This is a genomic window from Serratia sp. 201, from assembly GCF_037027545.1.
Classification (GTDB): domain Bacteria; phylum Pseudomonadota; class Gammaproteobacteria; order Enterobacterales; family Enterobacteriaceae; genus Serratia; species Serratia bockelmannii.
Window position 1 is genome coordinate 213,245 of sequence record NZ_JAXCHC010000005.1, and the last position, 16,379, is coordinate 229,623.

Sequence of the window (16,379 nt, forward strand, 5' to 3'; positions counted from 1 at the left end):
ATATTCTTCTTACACTAACGGCGCTTATGGAATACGGGTTTTTTTCTAAACACCGGGATAATCAGGCGAGACGTCTTGTACCTCTACATCGAGACATTGAAGCAGAGACTGGATGCGATCAATCAGCTACGCGTCGATCGCGCCCTAGCGGCTATGAAGCCCGCGTTTCAACGGGTATACAGTCTGCTGCCCACCTTACTGCACCACCACCACCCGCTGATGCCGGGTTACCTGAACGGTAACGTTCCCCATGGCATTTGCCTCTACACGCCTGATGAAACTCAACAAGATTACCTGAACGATTTAGAAGACAAATGGGGCAGCCCGTTTGACAAGCCGGCCAGCGGCGAGCTGCCGATCACCGGCGTCTACTCGATGGGCAGCACCTCGTCTATCGGCCAAAGCTGCAGCTCGGATCTCGACATCTGGGTCTGCCACCAGTCCTGGCTGGACAACGAAGAACGCACCCGTTTGCAGCAAAAATGCAGCCTGCTTGAGAAGTGGGCCGCCTCGATGGGGGTGGAGGTCAGCTTCTTCCTGATCGACGAAAACCGCTTCCGCCATAATGAAAGCGGCAGCCTGGGTGGCGAAGACTGCGGCTCGACGCAGCACATCCTGTTGCTCGATGAATTCTATCGCACCGCAGTGCGCCTGGCTGGCAAACGCATCCTGTGGAACATGGTACCGGGTGAAGAAGAAGCGCACTACGATGAATACGTGCTGTCGCTGTACGCGCAGGGTGCGCTGACGCCGAACGAGTGGCTGGATCTCGGTGGCCTGAGTTCGCTGTCGGCGGAAGAGTACTTCGGCGCCAGCCTGTGGCAGCTGTACAAGAGCATCGATTCGCCTTACAAGGCGGTGCTGAAGACCCTGCTGCTGGAAGCCTATTCCTGGGAATACCCCAATACCCAACTGCTGGCGACGGACATCAAACACCGGCTGCATCAGGGTGAGATCGTCAGCTTCGGGCTTGATGCCTACTGCATGATGCTTGAGCGCGTGACCCGCTACCTGACCGACATCAACGACACCACCCGCCTCGATCTGGCCCGCCGCTGTTTTTACCTGAAAGTATGTGAAAAGCTGTCGCTGGCCAAGGCCTGCGTCGGCTGGCGACGCGAGATCCTCAGCCAATTGGTCAGCGAGTGGGGCTGGAGCGAAGAGCGTCTGGCGATGCTGGATAACCGCGCCAACTGGAAAATCGAGCGGGTGCGCGAAGCGCATAACGAACTGCTCGATGCGATGATGCAAAGCTACCGCAACCTGATCCGTTTCGCTCGCCGCAACAACCTCAGCGTCAGCGCCAGCCCGCAGGATATCGGCGTGCTGACCCGCAAACTGTACGCGGCGTTCGAAGCGCTGCCCGGCAAGGTGACGCTGGTGAACCCGCAGATCTCACCGGACCTGTCGGAAAACGATTTAACCTTTATTCACGTGCCGGTTGGCCGCGCCAACCGCACCGGCTGGTACCTGTATAATCAGGCACCGGCTATGGATTCGATCGTCAGCCATCAGCCGCTGGAATATAACCGCTACCTGAACAAGCTGGTGGCCTGGGCCTATTTCAACGGCCTGCTAACGCCGCAGACCCGCCTGCACATCAAGAGCGGCAACCTGTGCGACACCGCCAAGCTGCAGGAGCTGGTGGCCGACGTTTCTCATCACTTCCCGCTGCGCCTGCCGGCGCCGACGCCGAAAGCGCTGTACAGCCCGTGCGAAATTCGCCATCTGGCCATCATCGTCAATCTGGAAAACGATCCGACCGCCGCCTTCCGCAATCAGGTGGTGCACTTCGATTTCCGCAAACTGGACGTGTTCAGCTTCGGCCAGCAGCAGCAGTGTTTGGTGGGCAGTATCGATCTGCTGTATCGCAACTCCTGGAACGAAGTGCGTACCCTGCATTTCAGCGGCGAGCAGTCGGTGCTGGAAGCGCTGAAGACCATTCTCGGCAAAATGCACCAGGACGCCGCGCCGCCGGAGTCGGTGGAAGTGTTCTGCTACAGCCAGCACCTGCGCGGCCTGATCCGCACCCGTATCCAGCAGCTGGTGTCGGAGTGCATCGAGCTGCGCCTGTCCAGTACCCGGCTGGAACCCGGCCGCTTCAAGGCGGTGCGCGTTGCCGGGCAGACTTGGGGGCTGTTCTTCGAGCGCCTGAGCGTGTCGGTGCAAAAGCTGGAGAATGCGGTGGAGTTTTACGGCGCCATCTCCAACAACAAGCTGCACGGCCTGTCTATCAAGGTGGAAACCGATCAGGTGCATCTGCCGCCGGTGGTGGACGGCTTCGCCAGCGAGGGGATCATCCAGTTCTTCTTCGAAGACACCTCAGACGACAAGGGCTTCAACATCTATATTCTGGATGAGTCGAATCGGGTGGAGGTGTATCACCACTGCGAGGGCAGTAAAGAGGAGCTGGTGCGCGACGTCAGCCGCTTCTACTCCTCGTCGCACGATCGCTTCACCTACGGCTCCAGCTTCATCAACTTCAATCTGCCGCAGTTCTATCAGATCGTGCAACTCGACGGGCGCACGCAGGTGATCCCGTTCCGCAGCAACGTGCTGTCCAGCCTGTGCGTGACGGTGGCCGACGGCGCCGCTCAGCCGCTGAAACAGCAGTTCCAGCTGCATTGACGCCGCAAGGGCTCGGTTGCCGAGCCCTGCTTAGCCTCAGGAAAAATGCAGTTCCTCGCCGGCCTGCGCGCTGGCCGCTTCGCTGAGCAGCTGATAAAACGGCTGCCCGCTGCGATCGCATAGCCAAACGCCGTCGCGGTAGTTGAAGTGATAACCGCCGGCCTTGGTGGCGAGCCACACCTGGTGCAGCGGCTCCTGGCGGTTGATGACGATTTTGGTGCCGTTTTCGAAGCTCAGCGTCATTACGCCGCCATTGGTTTCGTAATCGATATCCGCATCGCCGTCAAAATCGTCCAGTGTCTCTTCAATATTCAGCATCAGCTGGTCGGCCAACTGGTGAAACTCACTGTCGTTCATATTCAATTCCTATTGCTTTTCATGATCCACCTGCGATTATAGAGACCTTGGACGCATGAATTACAGGCATTAATGCAAATGAAAAAACAACTACGCTATGCGCTGATGGCAGTTCTGGTTACCGGCCTCGCCGGCTGCGGTCTGAAAGGCCCGCTTTACTTCCCGCCTGCCGATCCCGCCAGCCAGAAACCGGCCAAGCCGCCGGTGCAAACGGGCGATCAGGTGCAAAAGAACCAGCAGGAGCAGTCTGGCTCTCAGCAAAAACCGTCGATGGTTGACCAGTAAACCCCGGTTTGCGGTAGCGAGCGCCACCGCAACATCAAGACGGATAGCGCGTCCAGATAGCGGAGTATGATATGCAGTTCTCCAAAATGCACGGTCTGGGCAACGACTTTATGGTGGTCGATGCCGTTACACAGAATGTCTATTTTTCACCTGAGCTGATCCGCCGGTTGGCCGATCGGCACCTGGGCGTCGGCTTTGACCAGATGCTGGTGGTAGAACCGCCTTACGATCCCGAACTGGATTTTCACTACCGAATTTTTAACGCCGACGGCAGCGAAGTGGCGCAGTGCGGCAACGGCGCGCGTTGCTTCGCGCGTTTCGTGCGGCTGAAAGGGCTGACCAACAAACGCGACATCCGTGTCAGCACCCAAACCGGGCGCATGGTGCTCAGTGTCACCGACGACGATCTGGTGTGCGTCAACATGGGCGAACCGAATTTCGACCCGCAGGCGGTGCCGTTCCGCGCCACTAAGGCTGAAAAGACCTACATCATGCGCGCGGCGGAACATACCGTGCTGTGCGGCGTGGTGTCGATGGGTAACCCGCATTGTGTTTTGCAGGTGGACGATGTAACAACTGCCAAGGTGGAGCTGCTTGGGCCGGTGCTGGAAGGGCATGAACGCTTCCCGGAACGGGCCAACATCGGCTTTATGCAGGTGGTGAGCCGCGATCACATCAAGCTGCGCGTTTATGAACGCGGCGCTGGTGAAACGCAGGCCTGTGGCAGCGGCGCCTGTGCGGCGGTGGCGGTGGGGATCCAACAGGAATTGCTGTCAGAAGAGGTGCATGTAGAACTGCCGGGCGGCAGCCTGCATATTCGCTGGAAAGGGCCGGGCAACCCGCTGTTTATGACCGGTCCGGCAACCCATGTCTATGACGGATTTATTCATCTATGAAAAGCGTAGAAGAACAGAGCGTCGCCGGCCTGGCGCTGGATGACGACACCATGATGCAGTACCTGCTGCAGAACCCGGATTTCTTTATTCGCAACGCGCGCCAGGTTGAGCAGATGCGCGTGCCGCACCCGGTGCGCGGCACCGTTTCGCTGGTGGAATGGCACCTGGCCCGCCAGCGCAATCACATCGAACGGTTGGAAGAAGAGATCACGCTGTTGATGGAGCAGGCCAGCGCCAACGAAGGGCTGTTCGCCCGGTTGCTGCACCTGCAGGCCGATTTGGCCACCGCCGACAGCCTGCAGGACATGCTCAACCGGCTGCAGCGCTGGGCGCGCGGCTTCGGTTTGGCCGGTGCCACGGTTCGGCTGTTCGCCGAGCGCTGGAATATCGGCGCGCCTTCCGATTTCACCCACCTGGCGCTGACGCGTTCGGCGTTCGAGCCGTTCCGCATTCAGCGGCTGGGCAGCGAACAACACTACCTCGGCGGCCTGAACGGCCCCGAGCTGCTGCTGCTGTTGCCGCAGGCCAAACAGATCGGCCAGATTGGCTCGGTGGCGCTGTCGATGCTGGGCGACGACGGCGAGCTGGGCATGGTGATCTTCAGCAGCCGCGATACGCAACACTATCAGCAGGGCATGGGCACGGTGATGCTCAATCAACTGGCGCGCATGCTGCCGGCGCTGCTGGAACGCTGGATCGAACGAGCATGACGCCGATTGCGCCCAGCCTGCAGCAGCCGGTGGACGCGTTTCTGCGTTATCTCAAGGTAGAACGGCAACTCAGCCCGCTGACGCAGCTCAGCTATTCACGCCAGCTGGCGGCGCTGATGCGCCTGGCGCAGGAGATCGGCGTCACCGACTGGGCGGCGCTGGACGCCGCCCGGGTGCGCATGCTGGCGGCGCGCAGCAAACGCACCGGTCTGCAGTCCGCCAGCCTGGCGCTGCGGCTCTCTTCGTTGCGTAGCTTCCTCGATTGGCTGGTCAGCCAGGGCGTGCTGCACGCCAACCCCGCCAAGGGCATCCGCACGCCGCGCAGCGGCCGCCATCTGCCGAAAAATATCGACGTCGATGAAATGAACCAACTGCTGGAGATCGATCTTAACGATCCGCTGGCGGTGCGCGATCGCGCCATGCTGGAGGTGATGTACGGCGCCGGCCTGCGCCTCTCCGAGCTGGTGGGGCTGGATTGCCGTCATGTCGATATGGCCGCCGGCGAGGTGTGGGTGATGGGGAAAGGCAGCAAAGAGCGTAAATTGCCGATCGGGCGCACCGCCGTCACCTGGCTGGAACACTGGTTGGCAATGCGCGATCTGTTTGGGCCGCAGGACGATGCCATGTTCCTGTCCAATCAGGGGCGGCGCATCTCGACGCGCAACGTGCAAAAACGCTTCGCCGAGTGGGGCGTGAAACAGGGCGTTAACAGCCATATTCACCCGCACAAGCTGCGCCACTCCTTCGCCACCCACATGCTGGAGTCCAGCGGCGATCTGCGCGCGGTGCAGGAGCTGCTCGGCCACGCCAACCTGACCACCACGCAAATTTATACCCACCTCGACTTTCAACATCTGGCGAACGTGTACGATGCCGCGCATCCGCGTGCCAAACGGGGGAAATCCTGATGCATTTTTATCGCCCGCTGCGCCCGCTGGCGGCGCTGACTTTCGATCTGGACGACACGCTGTATGATAACCGTCCGGTGATCCGGCAAACCGAACAACAATCGGTGGCCTTCCTGCAGAGTTACCACCCCGGCCTGAGCAGCTTTCAGTCGGCGGATTTTCATCGCCTGCGTCAGGAGCTGCGCGAGCAGGAACCGGAGATCTACCACGACGTCACCCAGTGGCGCTGGCGCGCCATTCATCTGGCGCTGAGCCGGCAGGGGCTGCGCGACGCCGAAGCGGCGATCGGGGCCGATGCGGCGATGCAGAACTTCGCGCTGTGGCGCAGCCGCATTGAGGTGCCGGAAGCGACCCACGCCACGCTGAAGGCGTTGGCCGCGCGCTACCCGCTGGTGGCGATCACCAACGGCAACGTCGATCCGTCTCTGTGCGGCCTGGACGGTTATTTCCAGTTCGTGTTGCGCTCCGGGCCGGACGGGCGCGCCAAGCCGTATCAGGACATGTACCACCTGGCCGTTGAGCGGCTGGGCGTGGCGCCCGAGCAGATCCTGCACGTGGGCGACGATCTGACCACCGACGTGGCCGGCGCGCTGCGCGCGGGGCTGCAGGCCTGTTGGATCAACGATCGGCAACGCTGCCTGATGCAGGCCGCCGACAGCCGCTTGCTGCCGCATATTGAGATTTCGCAGTTGGCATCGCTGACAGCATTGTTATAATCCCTGCCAGAACTCTGTATAAATTTCCAGTGAAAAACCCGTCACCGGCGGGTTTTCCCTTAACCATTAGTGGTGCCTATGGACGTCTCCGATCTGCTCGACAGCCTGAATGAAAAACAACGTGAAGCCGTGGCGGCGCCGCGCAGCAACCTGTTGGTTCTGGCCGGAGCGGGCAGCGGCAAGACGCGGGTGCTGGTGCACCGCATCGCCTGGCTGCTGTCGGTGGAGAACTGCTCACCGTATTCGATCATGGCGGTGACCTTCACCAACAAGGCGGCGGCGGAAATGCGCCACCGTATCGAACATCTGATCGGCACCAGCCAGGGCGGCATGTGGATCGGCACCTTCCACGGCCTGGCGCACCGCCTGTTGCGCGCCCACCACCTGGAGGCCAACTTGCCGCAGGATTTCCAGATCCTCGACAGCGACGACCAGCTGCGGTTGCTCAAGCGCATCATCAAGGCGCTGAACGTCGACGAGAAACAGTGGCCGCCGCGTCAGGCGATGTGGTACATCAACGGCAAGAAAGACGAGGGCCTGCGGCCACAGCACGTTGAGACCTACAACAACCCGGTAGAGGCCACCTGGCTGCGCATCTATCAGGCCTATCAGGAAGCCTGCGATCGCGCCGGGCTGGTGGATTTCGCCGAGCTGCTGCTGCGCGCGCACGAACTGTGGCTGAACAAGCCGCATATCCTCAACCACTACCGCGAGCGTTTCACCAACGTGCTGGTGGACGAATTCCAGGATACCAACAGCATCCAGTACGCCTGGATCCGCCTGCTGGCGGGCGGCAACAGCAACGTGATGATCGTCGGCGACGATGACCAGTCGATCTACGGCTGGCGCGGCGCGCAGGTGGAAAACATCCAGCGCTTCCTGAAGGATTTCCCCGGCGCGGAAACCATCCGCCTGGAGCAGAACTACCGTTCCACCAGCAACATCCTGAAAGCGGCCAACACCCTGATCGCCAACAACGACGGGCGCATGGGCAAAAATCTGTGGACCGAAGGCGGCGAAGGCGAGCCGATTTCCCTCTACTGCGCCTTCAACGAACTCGACGAAGCGCGCTTCGTGGTCAACCGCATCAAGACCTGGCAAGACAACGGCGGCGCGCTGAACGACTGCGCCATCCTGTACCGCAGCAACGCCCAGTCGCGCGTGCTGGAAGAGGCGCTGCTGCAGACGGCGATGCCGTACCGCATCTACGGTGGCCAGCGCTTCTTCGAACGCCAGGAAATCAAGGATGCGCTGGCTTACCTGCGCCTCATTTCCAACCGCAACGACGATGCGGCCTTCGAGCGCGTGGTCAACACCCCGACGCGCGGCATCGGCGATCGCACCCTCGACGTGGTGCGCCAGGCGGCGCGCGATCGCCAGCTGACGCTGTGGCAGGCGACGCGCGAGCTGATGCAGGACAAAGTGTTGGCCGGCCGCGCCGCGTCGGCGCTGCAGCGCTTTATCGAACTGGTGGAGTCGCTGGCGCATGAAACCGCTGACATGCCGCTGCACGTGCAGACCGACCGGGTGATCCGCGACTCCGGGCTGTTCATCATGTATGAGCAGGAAAAGGGCGAAAAGGGGCAGGCGCGTATCGAAAACCTTGAGGAACTGGTGACGGCGACGCGTCAGTTCAGCTATCAGGAAGAAGATCAGGATCTGATGCCGCTGCAGGCGTTCCTGTCGCATGCGGCGCTGGAAGCGGGCGAAGGTCAGGCCGACGCCTATCAGGACGCGGTGCAGCTGATGACCCTGCACTCGGCCAAGGGCTTGGAGTTCCCGCTGGTGTTTATCGTCGGCATGGAAGAAGGCATGTTCCCGAGCCAGATGTCGCTGGATGAAGGCGGCCGTCTGGAGGAGGAGCGCCGTCTGGCCTATGTGGGCGTAACGCGCGCCATGCAGAAACTGACGCTGACCTATGCCGAAACGCGCCGTCTGTACGGCAAAGAGGTTTACCATCGGCCGTCGCGCTTTATCGGCGAACTGCCGGAAGAGTGTGTGGAAGAAGTGCGCTTGCGCGCCAGCGTATCGCGCCCGGTCAATCACCGCCGCATGGGCACGCCGATCAGCGAGAACGAAACCGGCTACAAGCTGGGCCAGCGCGTGCGCCATCCCAAGTTTGGCGAAGGCACCATCGTCAATCTGGAAGGCAGCGGCGAGCACAGCCGGTTACAGATCGCTTTCCCGGGCGAGGGCATCAAGTGGCTGGTGGCGGCCTACGCTCGCCTGGAAACGGTATAAAGAGCGGGGAGAGTTGCAGGGGCAGGCCCCTGCAATCGTTCATTATCAGTGAGGGTAGCGATCGCCGACCTGCGCGGTGGCATACCAGCGCATCACCGCTTCGGTGCCTTCGCCGCCTTCCTGCGGTGCCCATGGCATGCAGTCCTCTTCGGTCAGCGCCTGATACGGGCCCTGCTTCACTTCGAACACCACGCCGCCGGCATCGACCGACAGCACCGCATGCCAGGTAAAGGCCGGCATCTCCAGCACTTTGGTTTCTTCGCCAAGCAGGGTGCGCTGTGTTACGACGCCGTCATCGTTGAACTGCAGCACCACAAAGCGGCCGCGCAGCGGCGTCAGCAGCTCCCAGGTTTGCGGGTGGCGGTGCGGGCGGATATAGGTGCCGGGCTCCATGGCGATCGCCAGGCGTTGCACCGGGTCGCTCAGCTCTTCGTGTAAGGTGCGGTGCGCGCGCAGGCGGGGCACGCTGGCGGCCTGTTCGCTCATCGCGGTCAGTTCATGGGCGGTAATCTGTTTCATCGTTTAAATCCGCATGCTTGTCGTACCATTAGGGTGATGTCATCTTAGCAACATTCTTGGTGGCGGTAAGCGATCGTCGCGACTTTTTCAGTACGGTTTAAGCGTCATTTCTGCCATTGATCATCGTGATGATTTGTTGCGCAATTATCCCGCCTAACGTGTTGACAGGCTTTTTCTTCTCGGCGTAACATGCGCGCACTATTATCATTGAGGACAGACGCCTTGGACACACCCAGTAGATACTGGCTCACTGACCTGCGCCGCAGGTATAACTTCTAAGGCTCTCCGTTTTTGCTGATAGCCTTCGTGGTTGTCGGCGACCCCGCAAAGTGTCGCTATGAGTCAGATCTCTTCATGGTCTGAAACAATCGGTGATACGCATCCCCTCTGTTTCTGTGCTTCAACGCGTTGTCCGCACCCGTTACCTTCACGGAGTTTTGGCACATGCTGAGCGCTTTTAAATTAGATAACCGCCGCTTGTCCCGTCTGGAACTGGACGACTCGGATGATCTCACGTCATCGCTGTGGGTTGATCTGGTCGAGCCGGAAGAGGGCGAGCGTGAGCGCGTGCAGAATGAGCTGGGACAAAGCCTGGCGACGCGTCCCGAATTGGACGATATCGAAGCCTCCGCCCGTTTCTTCGAAGACGAAGACGGTCTGCATATCCACTCCTTCTTCTACTTCGAAGATGCGGAAGATCACGCCGGCAACTCCACGGTGGCCTTCACCATTCGCGACGGCCGCCTGTATACCCTGCGCGAGCGTGAACTGCCGGCGTTCCGCCTGTACCGCATGCGCGCCCGCAACCAGACCATGCTTGAAGGCAACGCCTACGAACTGCTGCTGGATCTGTTCGAAACCAAGATTGAACAGCTGGCGGACGAGATAGAGAACATCTACAGCGATCTGGAACAGCTCAGCCGGGTGATCATGGAAGGGCATCAGGGCGACGAATACGACGCCGCGCTGTCGACGCTGGCGGAGCTGGAAGATATCGGCTGGAAGGTGCGTTTGTGTCTGATGGATACCCAGCGCGCGCTCAACTTCCTGGTGCGCAAGGCGCGTTTGCCGACCGGCCAGCTGGAGCAGGCGCGTGAAGTGCTGCGCGACATCGAATCCCTGCTGCCGCACAACGAATCGCTGTTCCAGAAGGTGAACTTCCTGATGCAGGCGGCGATGGGCTTCATCAATATCGAACAGAACCGCATCATCAAGATCTTCTCGGTGGTGTCGGTGGTATTCCTGCCGCCTACGCTGGTGGCCTCCAGCTACGGCATGAACTTCGAATTCATGCCGGAACTGAAATGGTCGTTCGGCTACCCGGGCGCCATCACGCTGATGATCCTGGCCGGCCTGGCCCCTTACCTGTACTTCAAGCGCAAAAACTGGCTGTAACCCGGCGGCGCCGGGCTTAGCGCAGCTTGCGTTGGGTGTAGAGCGCGTCGAGGGTGAACAGGATCAGCGCCGCCCAGATAAAGCCGAAGGTCACCAGCTTGTCCTGGCCGATGGTCTCACCGTAGAAGGTGACCGCCAGCAGGAACATCAGCGTCGGGCCGAGATACTGGAAGAAACCGAGCGTCGACAGGCGCAGCCGGGTAGCCGCCGCGGTGAAGCACAGCAGCGGTACGGTGGTGACGATGCCGGCGGCGACCAGCAGCAGGTTCAGCGACCACGGGTTGGCGCTCAGGTGGCTGGTGGGGCTGTCGGCGAACAGGAACAGATAGGCGGCCGCCACCGGCAGCAGCCATAGCGTCTCAATCAGCATGCCGGTCTGGGCGTCGATGGCGATTTTCTTGCGCAGCAGGCCGTAGAAAGCGAAGCTGAACGCCAGCCCCAGACCGATGATCGGCAACGAGCCGAACTGCCAGAGCTGCACCAGTACCCCGGTGAATGCCAGCGCCACCGCCACCCACTGCATGCGACGAAAGCGCTCGCCGAGAAACAGCATCCCCAGCAGCACGTTAACCAGCGGGTTGATGAAGTAGCCCAGGCTGGCTTCCAGCATATGGTGATTGTTCACCGCCCAGATGAACAGCAGCCAGTTGCCGCCGATCAACAGCGCGGTGACCGCCAGCAGCAGCAGTCGTTTGCGGTTTTGGCAGGCGGCGCGCACTTTAGGCCAGTTGCGGCCCAGCGTGATCAGCGCCAGCATGAAGAAAAACGACCAGATGATCCGGTGGGTGAGGATCTCGTCCGCGGACACTTGCTGGATCAGTTTGAAATAGGCCGGGGCAATGCCCCACATAAAATAGGCGGCCAGGGCGAAGAAAATGCCCTGACGCGTTTGCTTTGCGTCCATGACGTCACTCTGGTGGGGAACTTAAGATGCGGTGAGTGTACTGAAGACGCTCACCGCACACAATCATCAGCCTACCAGATAGGTGGCGCTGGCGGTCGCGATATGCAGGCCGTCGTGGTTATGCAGTTCTACGCGCGCCACGGCGACCTTGTTGCCGCTGCGCAGCACGCTGGCGGAGGCGACGAAGTGTTCACCGCGGCCGGGGCGCAGATAGTCGACGCGCAGATCGATGGTGCCCATGCGCGACAGTTTGGCGGCGATCTCTTCTTCGATCAGCGGCTCCAGGCGCGTCAGCACGCCGCCGGCGCAAGCCAGCCCGGCGGCGACGTCGAGCACCGCGGCGATCACGCCGCCGTGCAGAATTTCCTGTGCGGCGTTGCCTACCAGCTTGCGCTGGTTGGTGAAGCTCAGCTCGACGTAGTCATCGTCGAAGCGGCGCAGCTCCAGGCCAAGCTCGCGGTTGAACGGCATGTGGTAGACAAAGATTTCGCCGATCTTGCGGCGGGCGGCTTCCAGGGTCAGTGGTGTGGTCGACATAGCGGGTTTCCATTTTTCTTTTGCGTTTTAAGGGAGCTAACTGGTCAGTCCAGGTTAATGAAATGTTGATTTTATGCTTAACCTTTGTTGCTTTCCAGACTATTCCAATAAAACCGGCCTGCGCTGCGGTAAAACGCCCTTTGTGTGTAAAATGGCCTGATTTTTTCCGGGCTTGCCCTTTTTCGTTGGAGTGAGGAGAGGTTATGCGCATTTTGTCAGGGATCGTTTCCGCCACGCTGCTGATGCCGGCGCTGGCATTGGCTGAGGAAGCCAAAGAGCAGCAGATTCACGATAAGCCGGCGGTGCGCGGCAGCATTATCGCCAACCTGCTGCAGGAGCACGAGAATCCGTTCACGCTGTATCCTTACGATCCCAATTATCTGCTGTACACCGACACCAGCGATATCAACAAAGAGGCCATCAAGACGTACAACTGGGGCGACAAGGCGCGCAAGGACGAGGTGAAATACCAACTTAGCCTGGCGTTTCCGCTGTGGCGGGGCATTGCCGGCGACAACTCGGTGCTCGGCGCGTCTTATACTCAGCGCTCCTGGTGGCAATTGTCCAACCGCGGCGAGTCTTCGCCGTTCCGCGAAACCAACTACGAGCCGCAGCTGTTCGTGGGGTGGGCGACCGATTACCGTTTTGCCGGTTGGACGCTGCGCGATGTTGAAATCGGCGTTAACCATCAGTCTAACGGCCGCTCGGATCCGACGTCGCGCAGCTGGAATCGCGGCTATGCGCGGCTGATGGCGCAAAACGGCAACTGGCAGGTGGATCTCAAGCCCTGGTTCCGCTTCTCGGAGAGCTCGAGCAACGACGACAACCCGGACATCACCAAATACATGGGATACTACCGGTTGAAGGTCGGTTACGCCTGGGGCGACAGCGTGTTCAGCGTCGACAGCCACTATAACTGGAACAGCGGCTACGGCGGCGCGGAGCTGGGCTGGAGCTATCCGATCACCCGCAACGTGCGTTTCTATACCCAGGTATTCAGCGGCTACGGCGAATCGCTGATCGACTATAACTTCCGGCAGACACGGGTGGGCGTTGGTGTCATGCTGAACGATATTATGTAATCATACCCGCTGGGTGTGTACCGATGAAAAAATGGGGAAGTGTGTGTCAACCGCAGCAGTGATTAACAGAGAGTTGCTGGCCGAGCAGGTATTGCGCGATACCTTTGGCTATCAGCAATTCCGTCCGGGGCAGCAAACGATTATCAACGCCGCGATCGGCGGGCAGGATTGCCTGGTGGTGATGCCGACCGGCGGCGGCAAGTCGTTGTGCTACCAAATCCCGGCGCTGGTGATGGACGGCCTGACGCTGGTCGTTTCCCCTCTGATCTCGCTGATGAAGGACCAGGTCGACCAACTGTTGGCCTACGGCGTTTCCGCCGCCTGCTATAACTCGACGCAAACCCGCGAGGAGCAGCTGGACGTCATGGCCGGCTGCCGCAACGGTAACATCAAGATGCTGTACATCGCGCCGGAACGGCTGATGATGGAAAGCTTCCTCAACCTGCTCGACCACTGCCCGCCGGCAATGCTGGCGGTGGATGAGGCGCACTGCATCTCGCAGTGGGGCCATGACTTCCGGCCGGAATATCGCGCGCTGGGCCAACTGAAACAGCGCTTCCCGTCGATGCCGGTGATCGCGTTGACTGCCACCGCCGACGAGTCCACCCGCGGCGATATCGTGCGTCTGCTGTCGCTGCAGGATCCGCTGGTGCAGGTCAGCAGCTTCGACCGGCCGAACATCCGTTACACGCTGGTGGAAAAATTCAAACCGCTCGACCAGCTGTGGCGCTTCGTGCAGGATCAGCGCGGCAAGAGCGGCATTATCTATTGTAACAGCCGCGCCAAGGTGGAAGACACCGCTGCGCGCCTGCAAAGCCGCGGGCTGAGCGTCGGTGCCTACCACGCCGGGCTGGACAACGATCGCCGCGCGCAGGTGCAGGAAGCGTTCCAGCGCGACGATCTGCAGGTGGTGGTGGCCACCGTCGCCTTCGGCATGGGCATCAACAAACCCAACGTGCGCTTCGTGGTGCATTTCGACATCCCGCGCAATATCGAATCCTATTATCAGGAGACCGGCCGAGCCGGGCGCGACGGCCTGCCGGCCGAAGCCATCCTGCTGTACGATCCGGCCGACATGGCCTGGCTGCGCCGCTGCCTGGAGGAGAAACCCGCCGGGCAACAGCTGGACATCGAGCGTCACAAGCTGAACGCCATGGGCGCGTTCGCCGAGGCGCAAACCTGCCGTCGCCTGGTGCTGCTCAACTACTTCGGCGAAGGCAAGCACGAGAACTGCGGCAACTGCGACATCTGCCTCGATCCGCCCAAGCGCTACGACGGGCTGGAGGACGCGCGCAAGGCGCTGTCCTGCGTGTACCGCGTCGGCCAGCGCTTTGGCCTCGGGTACATCGTGGAAGTGCTGCGCGGCTCCAACAACCAACGCATTCGTGAATACGGTCACGACAAGCTGCCGGTGTACGGCATCGGCCGCGATCAAACCACCGAACACTGGACCAGCGTGCTGCGTCAGCTGATCCACCTGGGCTTTATCACCCAGAACATCGCCATGCACTCGGCGCTGCAATTGACCGAGGCGGCGCGTCCGGTGTTGCGCGGCGAGGTGGCGCTGCAGCTGGCGGTGCCGCGTATTCAGAGCCTGAAGTCGCGCAGCAGCGCCAACCAGAAATCCTACGGCGGCAATTACGATCGCAAGCTGTTCGCCAAGCTGCGCAAACTGCGCAAATCGATCGCCGACGAAGAAAACATCCCGCCTTACGTGGTGTTCAACGACGCCACGCTGCTGGAAATGGCCGAACAGATGCCGATCAAGGCCGGCGATCTGCTGAGCGTCAACGGCGTCGGCCAGCGCAAACTGGAGCGTTTCGGCGCGCCCTTTATGGCGATGATCCGCGACCATCTCGACAATGATGAAGACTGAGGGCGATAAATCATGCTGATGCTGTTTCTCACCGTGGCGCTGGTGCATCTGATTGCGCTGATGAGCCCGGGGCCGGACTTCTTTTTCGTGTCGCAAACCGCCGCCAGCCGTTCGCGCCGTGAGGCGATGATGGGCGTGGTCGGCATTTCGCTCGGCATCGTGGTTTGGGCCGGCGTGGCGTTGATGGGGCTACATCTGATCCTGCAGAAGATGGCCTGGTTGCATCAGATCATCATGGTCGGCGGCGGCATTTACCTGTGCTGGATGGGGTGGCAGCTGCTGCGTTCCGCGCGGGCGCAACGAGCGCAGCCGGCGGCGGAGGCCCAGGTGGCGTTGCCGAAGGCCGGGCGCAGCTTTATTCGCGGCTTCCTGACCAATTTGTCCAACCCGAAAGCGGTGATCTATTTCGGCAGCGTGTTCTCGCTGTTCGTCGGTGACAGCGTCGGCGCCGGCGCGCGCTGGGGGCTGTTCTTGCTGATCGTTGCCGAGACCTTCGTCTGGTTCAGCCTGGTGGCGGTGGTGTTCGCGCTGCCGGCGATGCGCCGCGGCTATCAGCGGTTGGCCAAGTGGATCGACGGGGTGGCGGGCGTGCTGTTCACCGGCTTCGGGTTACACCTGATCTTTACCCGCTGACCGGCGGTGAGATGCCCAAGGCCGAGCAGCGATGCCCGGCCTTTTTTGTCAGGCTTTGCGGGCGGTCGCCAGCAGCCCCGCCACCAAAATGAACAGTGAACCGAACACCCGGTTAAGCAGCTGCATCTGGCGCGGCGTTTTCAGCCAGCCGGCGATGCGCGTCGCCAGGGTGGCGTAACCGATCATCACCAGAATATCCACCACCACGGTGGTGACGCCGAGCACCAGGTACTGCTCGGCCTGCGGTTGATTGGGCAAGATGAACTGCGGGAACAGCGCGGCGAGGAACACGATGCTTTTCGGGTTGGTCAGGTTGACCAGCACCGCGCGGCGGAACAGACGGCGGCGCGGCATGCTGCCCGCCAGCGCATGCAGATCCAGCGCGCCAGCGGCGCGCCATTGCTGGATGCCGAGCCACACCAGGTAGGCGGCGCCCAACCATTTCAGCAGTTCGAACGCCAGCAATGATTGAGAAATCAGCGCGCCGAGACCGATGCCCACCAGCACGATGTGCGCGCTCAACCCGACCTGCAGGCCGGCGATTGACGCGGCGGCGCCGCGATAGCCGTGGCTGATGCCGGTGCTCATGGTGTTGATGGCGCCGGATCCAGGGGACAGGCTAAGGATAAGCGTGGTCAGCAGGTAGGTTAACCACCAGTCCAAGGTCATGGTTCTCGGCTCCCTGAAAGTGT

At 61.0% G+C, this 16,379-nt stretch carries 16 protein-coding genes; 11 read left to right on the plus strand and 5 right to left on the minus strand.

From position 1 onward, the window contains the following. The first annotated feature begins 75 nt into the window (after positions 1 to 75). Positions 76 to 2,628: a class I adenylate cyclase gene (locus WA302_RS22620; RefSeq protein ID WP_019452546.1), complete on the plus strand. Its 2,553-nt coding sequence runs from the start codon at positions 76 to 78 to the stop codon at positions 2,626 to 2,628. 36 nt (positions 2,629 to 2,664) lie between these two features. Here the strand turns inward: WA302_RS22620 and cyaY are convergent, their stop codons facing one another. Further along, on the minus strand, positions 2,665 to 2,985 hold the full coding sequence (gene cyaY / locus WA302_RS22625; RefSeq protein ID WP_004934237.1) for an iron donor protein CyaY: 321 nt from the start codon (positions 2,983 to 2,985) through the stop codon (positions 2,665 to 2,667). Between the two features lie 78 nt (positions 2,986 to 3,063). On the opposite strand from cyaY, the gene lptM reads away from it, so the two are divergent. The 6 genes from lptM to uvrD all read left to right on the plus strand — a co-directional run bounded on the left by lptM (position 3,064) and on the right by uvrD (position 8,741). Further along, positions 3,064 to 3,270 carry an LPS translocon maturation chaperone LptM gene (gene lptM, locus WA302_RS22630; protein ID WP_004934241.1) on the plus strand — a complete coding sequence of 69 codons (207 nt, stop codon included), beginning with the start codon at positions 3,064 to 3,066 and terminating at the stop codon, positions 3,268 to 3,270. A 71-nt stretch (positions 3,271 to 3,341) separates the two neighbouring features. Next, entirely contained in the window at positions 3,342 to 4,166 is an 825-nt protein-coding gene (gene dapF, locus WA302_RS22635; RefSeq protein ID WP_025304871.1) for a diaminopimelate epimerase, read from the plus strand. Continuing rightward, complete coding sequence (locus WA302_RS22640; RefSeq protein ID WP_049209356.1) at positions 4,163 to 4,876, plus strand: DUF484 domain-containing protein; 714 nt, start codon at positions 4,163 to 4,165, stop codon at positions 4,874 to 4,876. The genes dapF and WA302_RS22640 overlap by 4 nt, the downstream gene beginning before the upstream one ends. Beyond that, the gene (gene xerC, locus WA302_RS22645; RefSeq protein WP_148123034.1) at positions 4,873 to 5,784 is read left to right on the plus strand and encodes a tyrosine recombinase XerC; all 912 of its coding nucleotides are present in this window, start codon (positions 4,873 to 4,875) and stop codon (positions 5,782 to 5,784) included. Before WA302_RS22640 ends, xerC begins: the two co-directional genes overlap by 4 nt. Then, entirely contained in the window at positions 5,784 to 6,500 is a 717-nt protein-coding gene (gene yigB, locus WA302_RS22650; protein WP_025304873.1) for a 5-amino-6-(5-phospho-D-ribitylamino)uracil phosphatase YigB, read from the plus strand. The genes xerC and yigB overlap by 1 nt, the downstream gene beginning before the upstream one ends. A gap of 78 nt (positions 6,501 to 6,578) precedes the next feature. Continuing rightward, positions 6,579 to 8,741, plus strand: a complete 2,163-nt coding sequence (gene uvrD, locus WA302_RS22655; RefSeq protein WP_313245171.1) for a DNA helicase II — start codon at positions 6,579 to 6,581, stop codon at positions 8,739 to 8,741. Positions 8,742 to 8,786: 45 nt separating this feature from the next. Here the strand turns inward: uvrD and WA302_RS22660 are convergent, their stop codons facing one another. Next, a complete protein-coding gene (locus WA302_RS22660) occupies positions 8,787 to 9,260 on the minus strand; it encodes a WbuC family cupin fold metalloprotein (RefSeq protein WP_033636654.1) in 474 nt (157 codons plus the stop codon). Between the two features lie 444 nt (positions 9,261 to 9,704). Here WA302_RS22660 and corA point away from each other — a divergent pair, with 444 nt between their 5' ends. Beyond that, complete coding sequence (gene corA / locus WA302_RS22665) at positions 9,705 to 10,655, plus strand: magnesium/cobalt transporter CorA (protein WP_004934262.1); 951 nt, start codon at positions 9,705 to 9,707, stop codon at positions 10,653 to 10,655. Between the two features lie 16 nt (positions 10,656 to 10,671). Here corA and rarD read toward each other — a convergent pair whose 3' ends face one another. Together rarD and WA302_RS22675 are read right to left on the minus strand one after the other, a co-directional pair. After that, positions 10,672 to 11,559, minus strand: coding sequence for an EamA family transporter RarD (rarD, locus tag WA302_RS22670; protein WP_025304876.1), 888 nt, complete (start codon positions 11,557 to 11,559; stop codon positions 10,672 to 10,674). A 66-nt stretch (positions 11,560 to 11,625) separates the two neighbouring features. Further along, positions 11,626 to 12,096, minus strand: coding sequence for a thioesterase family protein (locus tag WA302_RS22675; RefSeq protein ID WP_336064754.1), 471 nt, complete (start codon positions 12,094 to 12,096; stop codon positions 11,626 to 11,628). A gap of 203 nt (positions 12,097 to 12,299) precedes the next feature. Between WA302_RS22675 and pldA the strand changes: the two genes are divergently transcribed. The 3 genes from pldA to rhtC are packed head-to-tail and all read left to right on the plus strand — an operon-like array spanning position 12,300 to position 15,687. Then, the gene (gene pldA / locus WA302_RS22680; RefSeq protein ID WP_025304877.1) at positions 12,300 to 13,178 is read left to right on the plus strand and encodes a phospholipase A; all 879 of its coding nucleotides are present in this window, start codon (positions 12,300 to 12,302) and stop codon (positions 13,176 to 13,178) included. A 43-nt stretch (positions 13,179 to 13,221) separates the two neighbouring features. Next, entirely contained in the window at positions 13,222 to 15,054 is a 1,833-nt protein-coding gene (gene recQ / locus WA302_RS22685) for an ATP-dependent DNA helicase RecQ (RefSeq protein WP_025304878.1), read from the plus strand. Between the two features lie 12 nt (positions 15,055 to 15,066). Next, a complete protein-coding gene (rhtC, locus tag WA302_RS22690) occupies positions 15,067 to 15,687 on the plus strand; it encodes a threonine export protein RhtC (RefSeq protein WP_043142215.1) in 621 nt (206 codons plus the stop codon). Positions 15,688 to 15,735: 48 nt separating this feature from the next. Here the strand turns inward: rhtC and rhtB are convergent, their stop codons facing one another. After that, positions 15,736 to 16,356, minus strand: a complete 621-nt coding sequence (gene rhtB / locus WA302_RS22695) for a homoserine/homoserine lactone efflux protein (protein ID WP_060434791.1) — start codon at positions 16,354 to 16,356, stop codon at positions 15,736 to 15,738. Between the last annotated feature and the right edge of the window lie 23 nt (positions 16,357 to 16,379).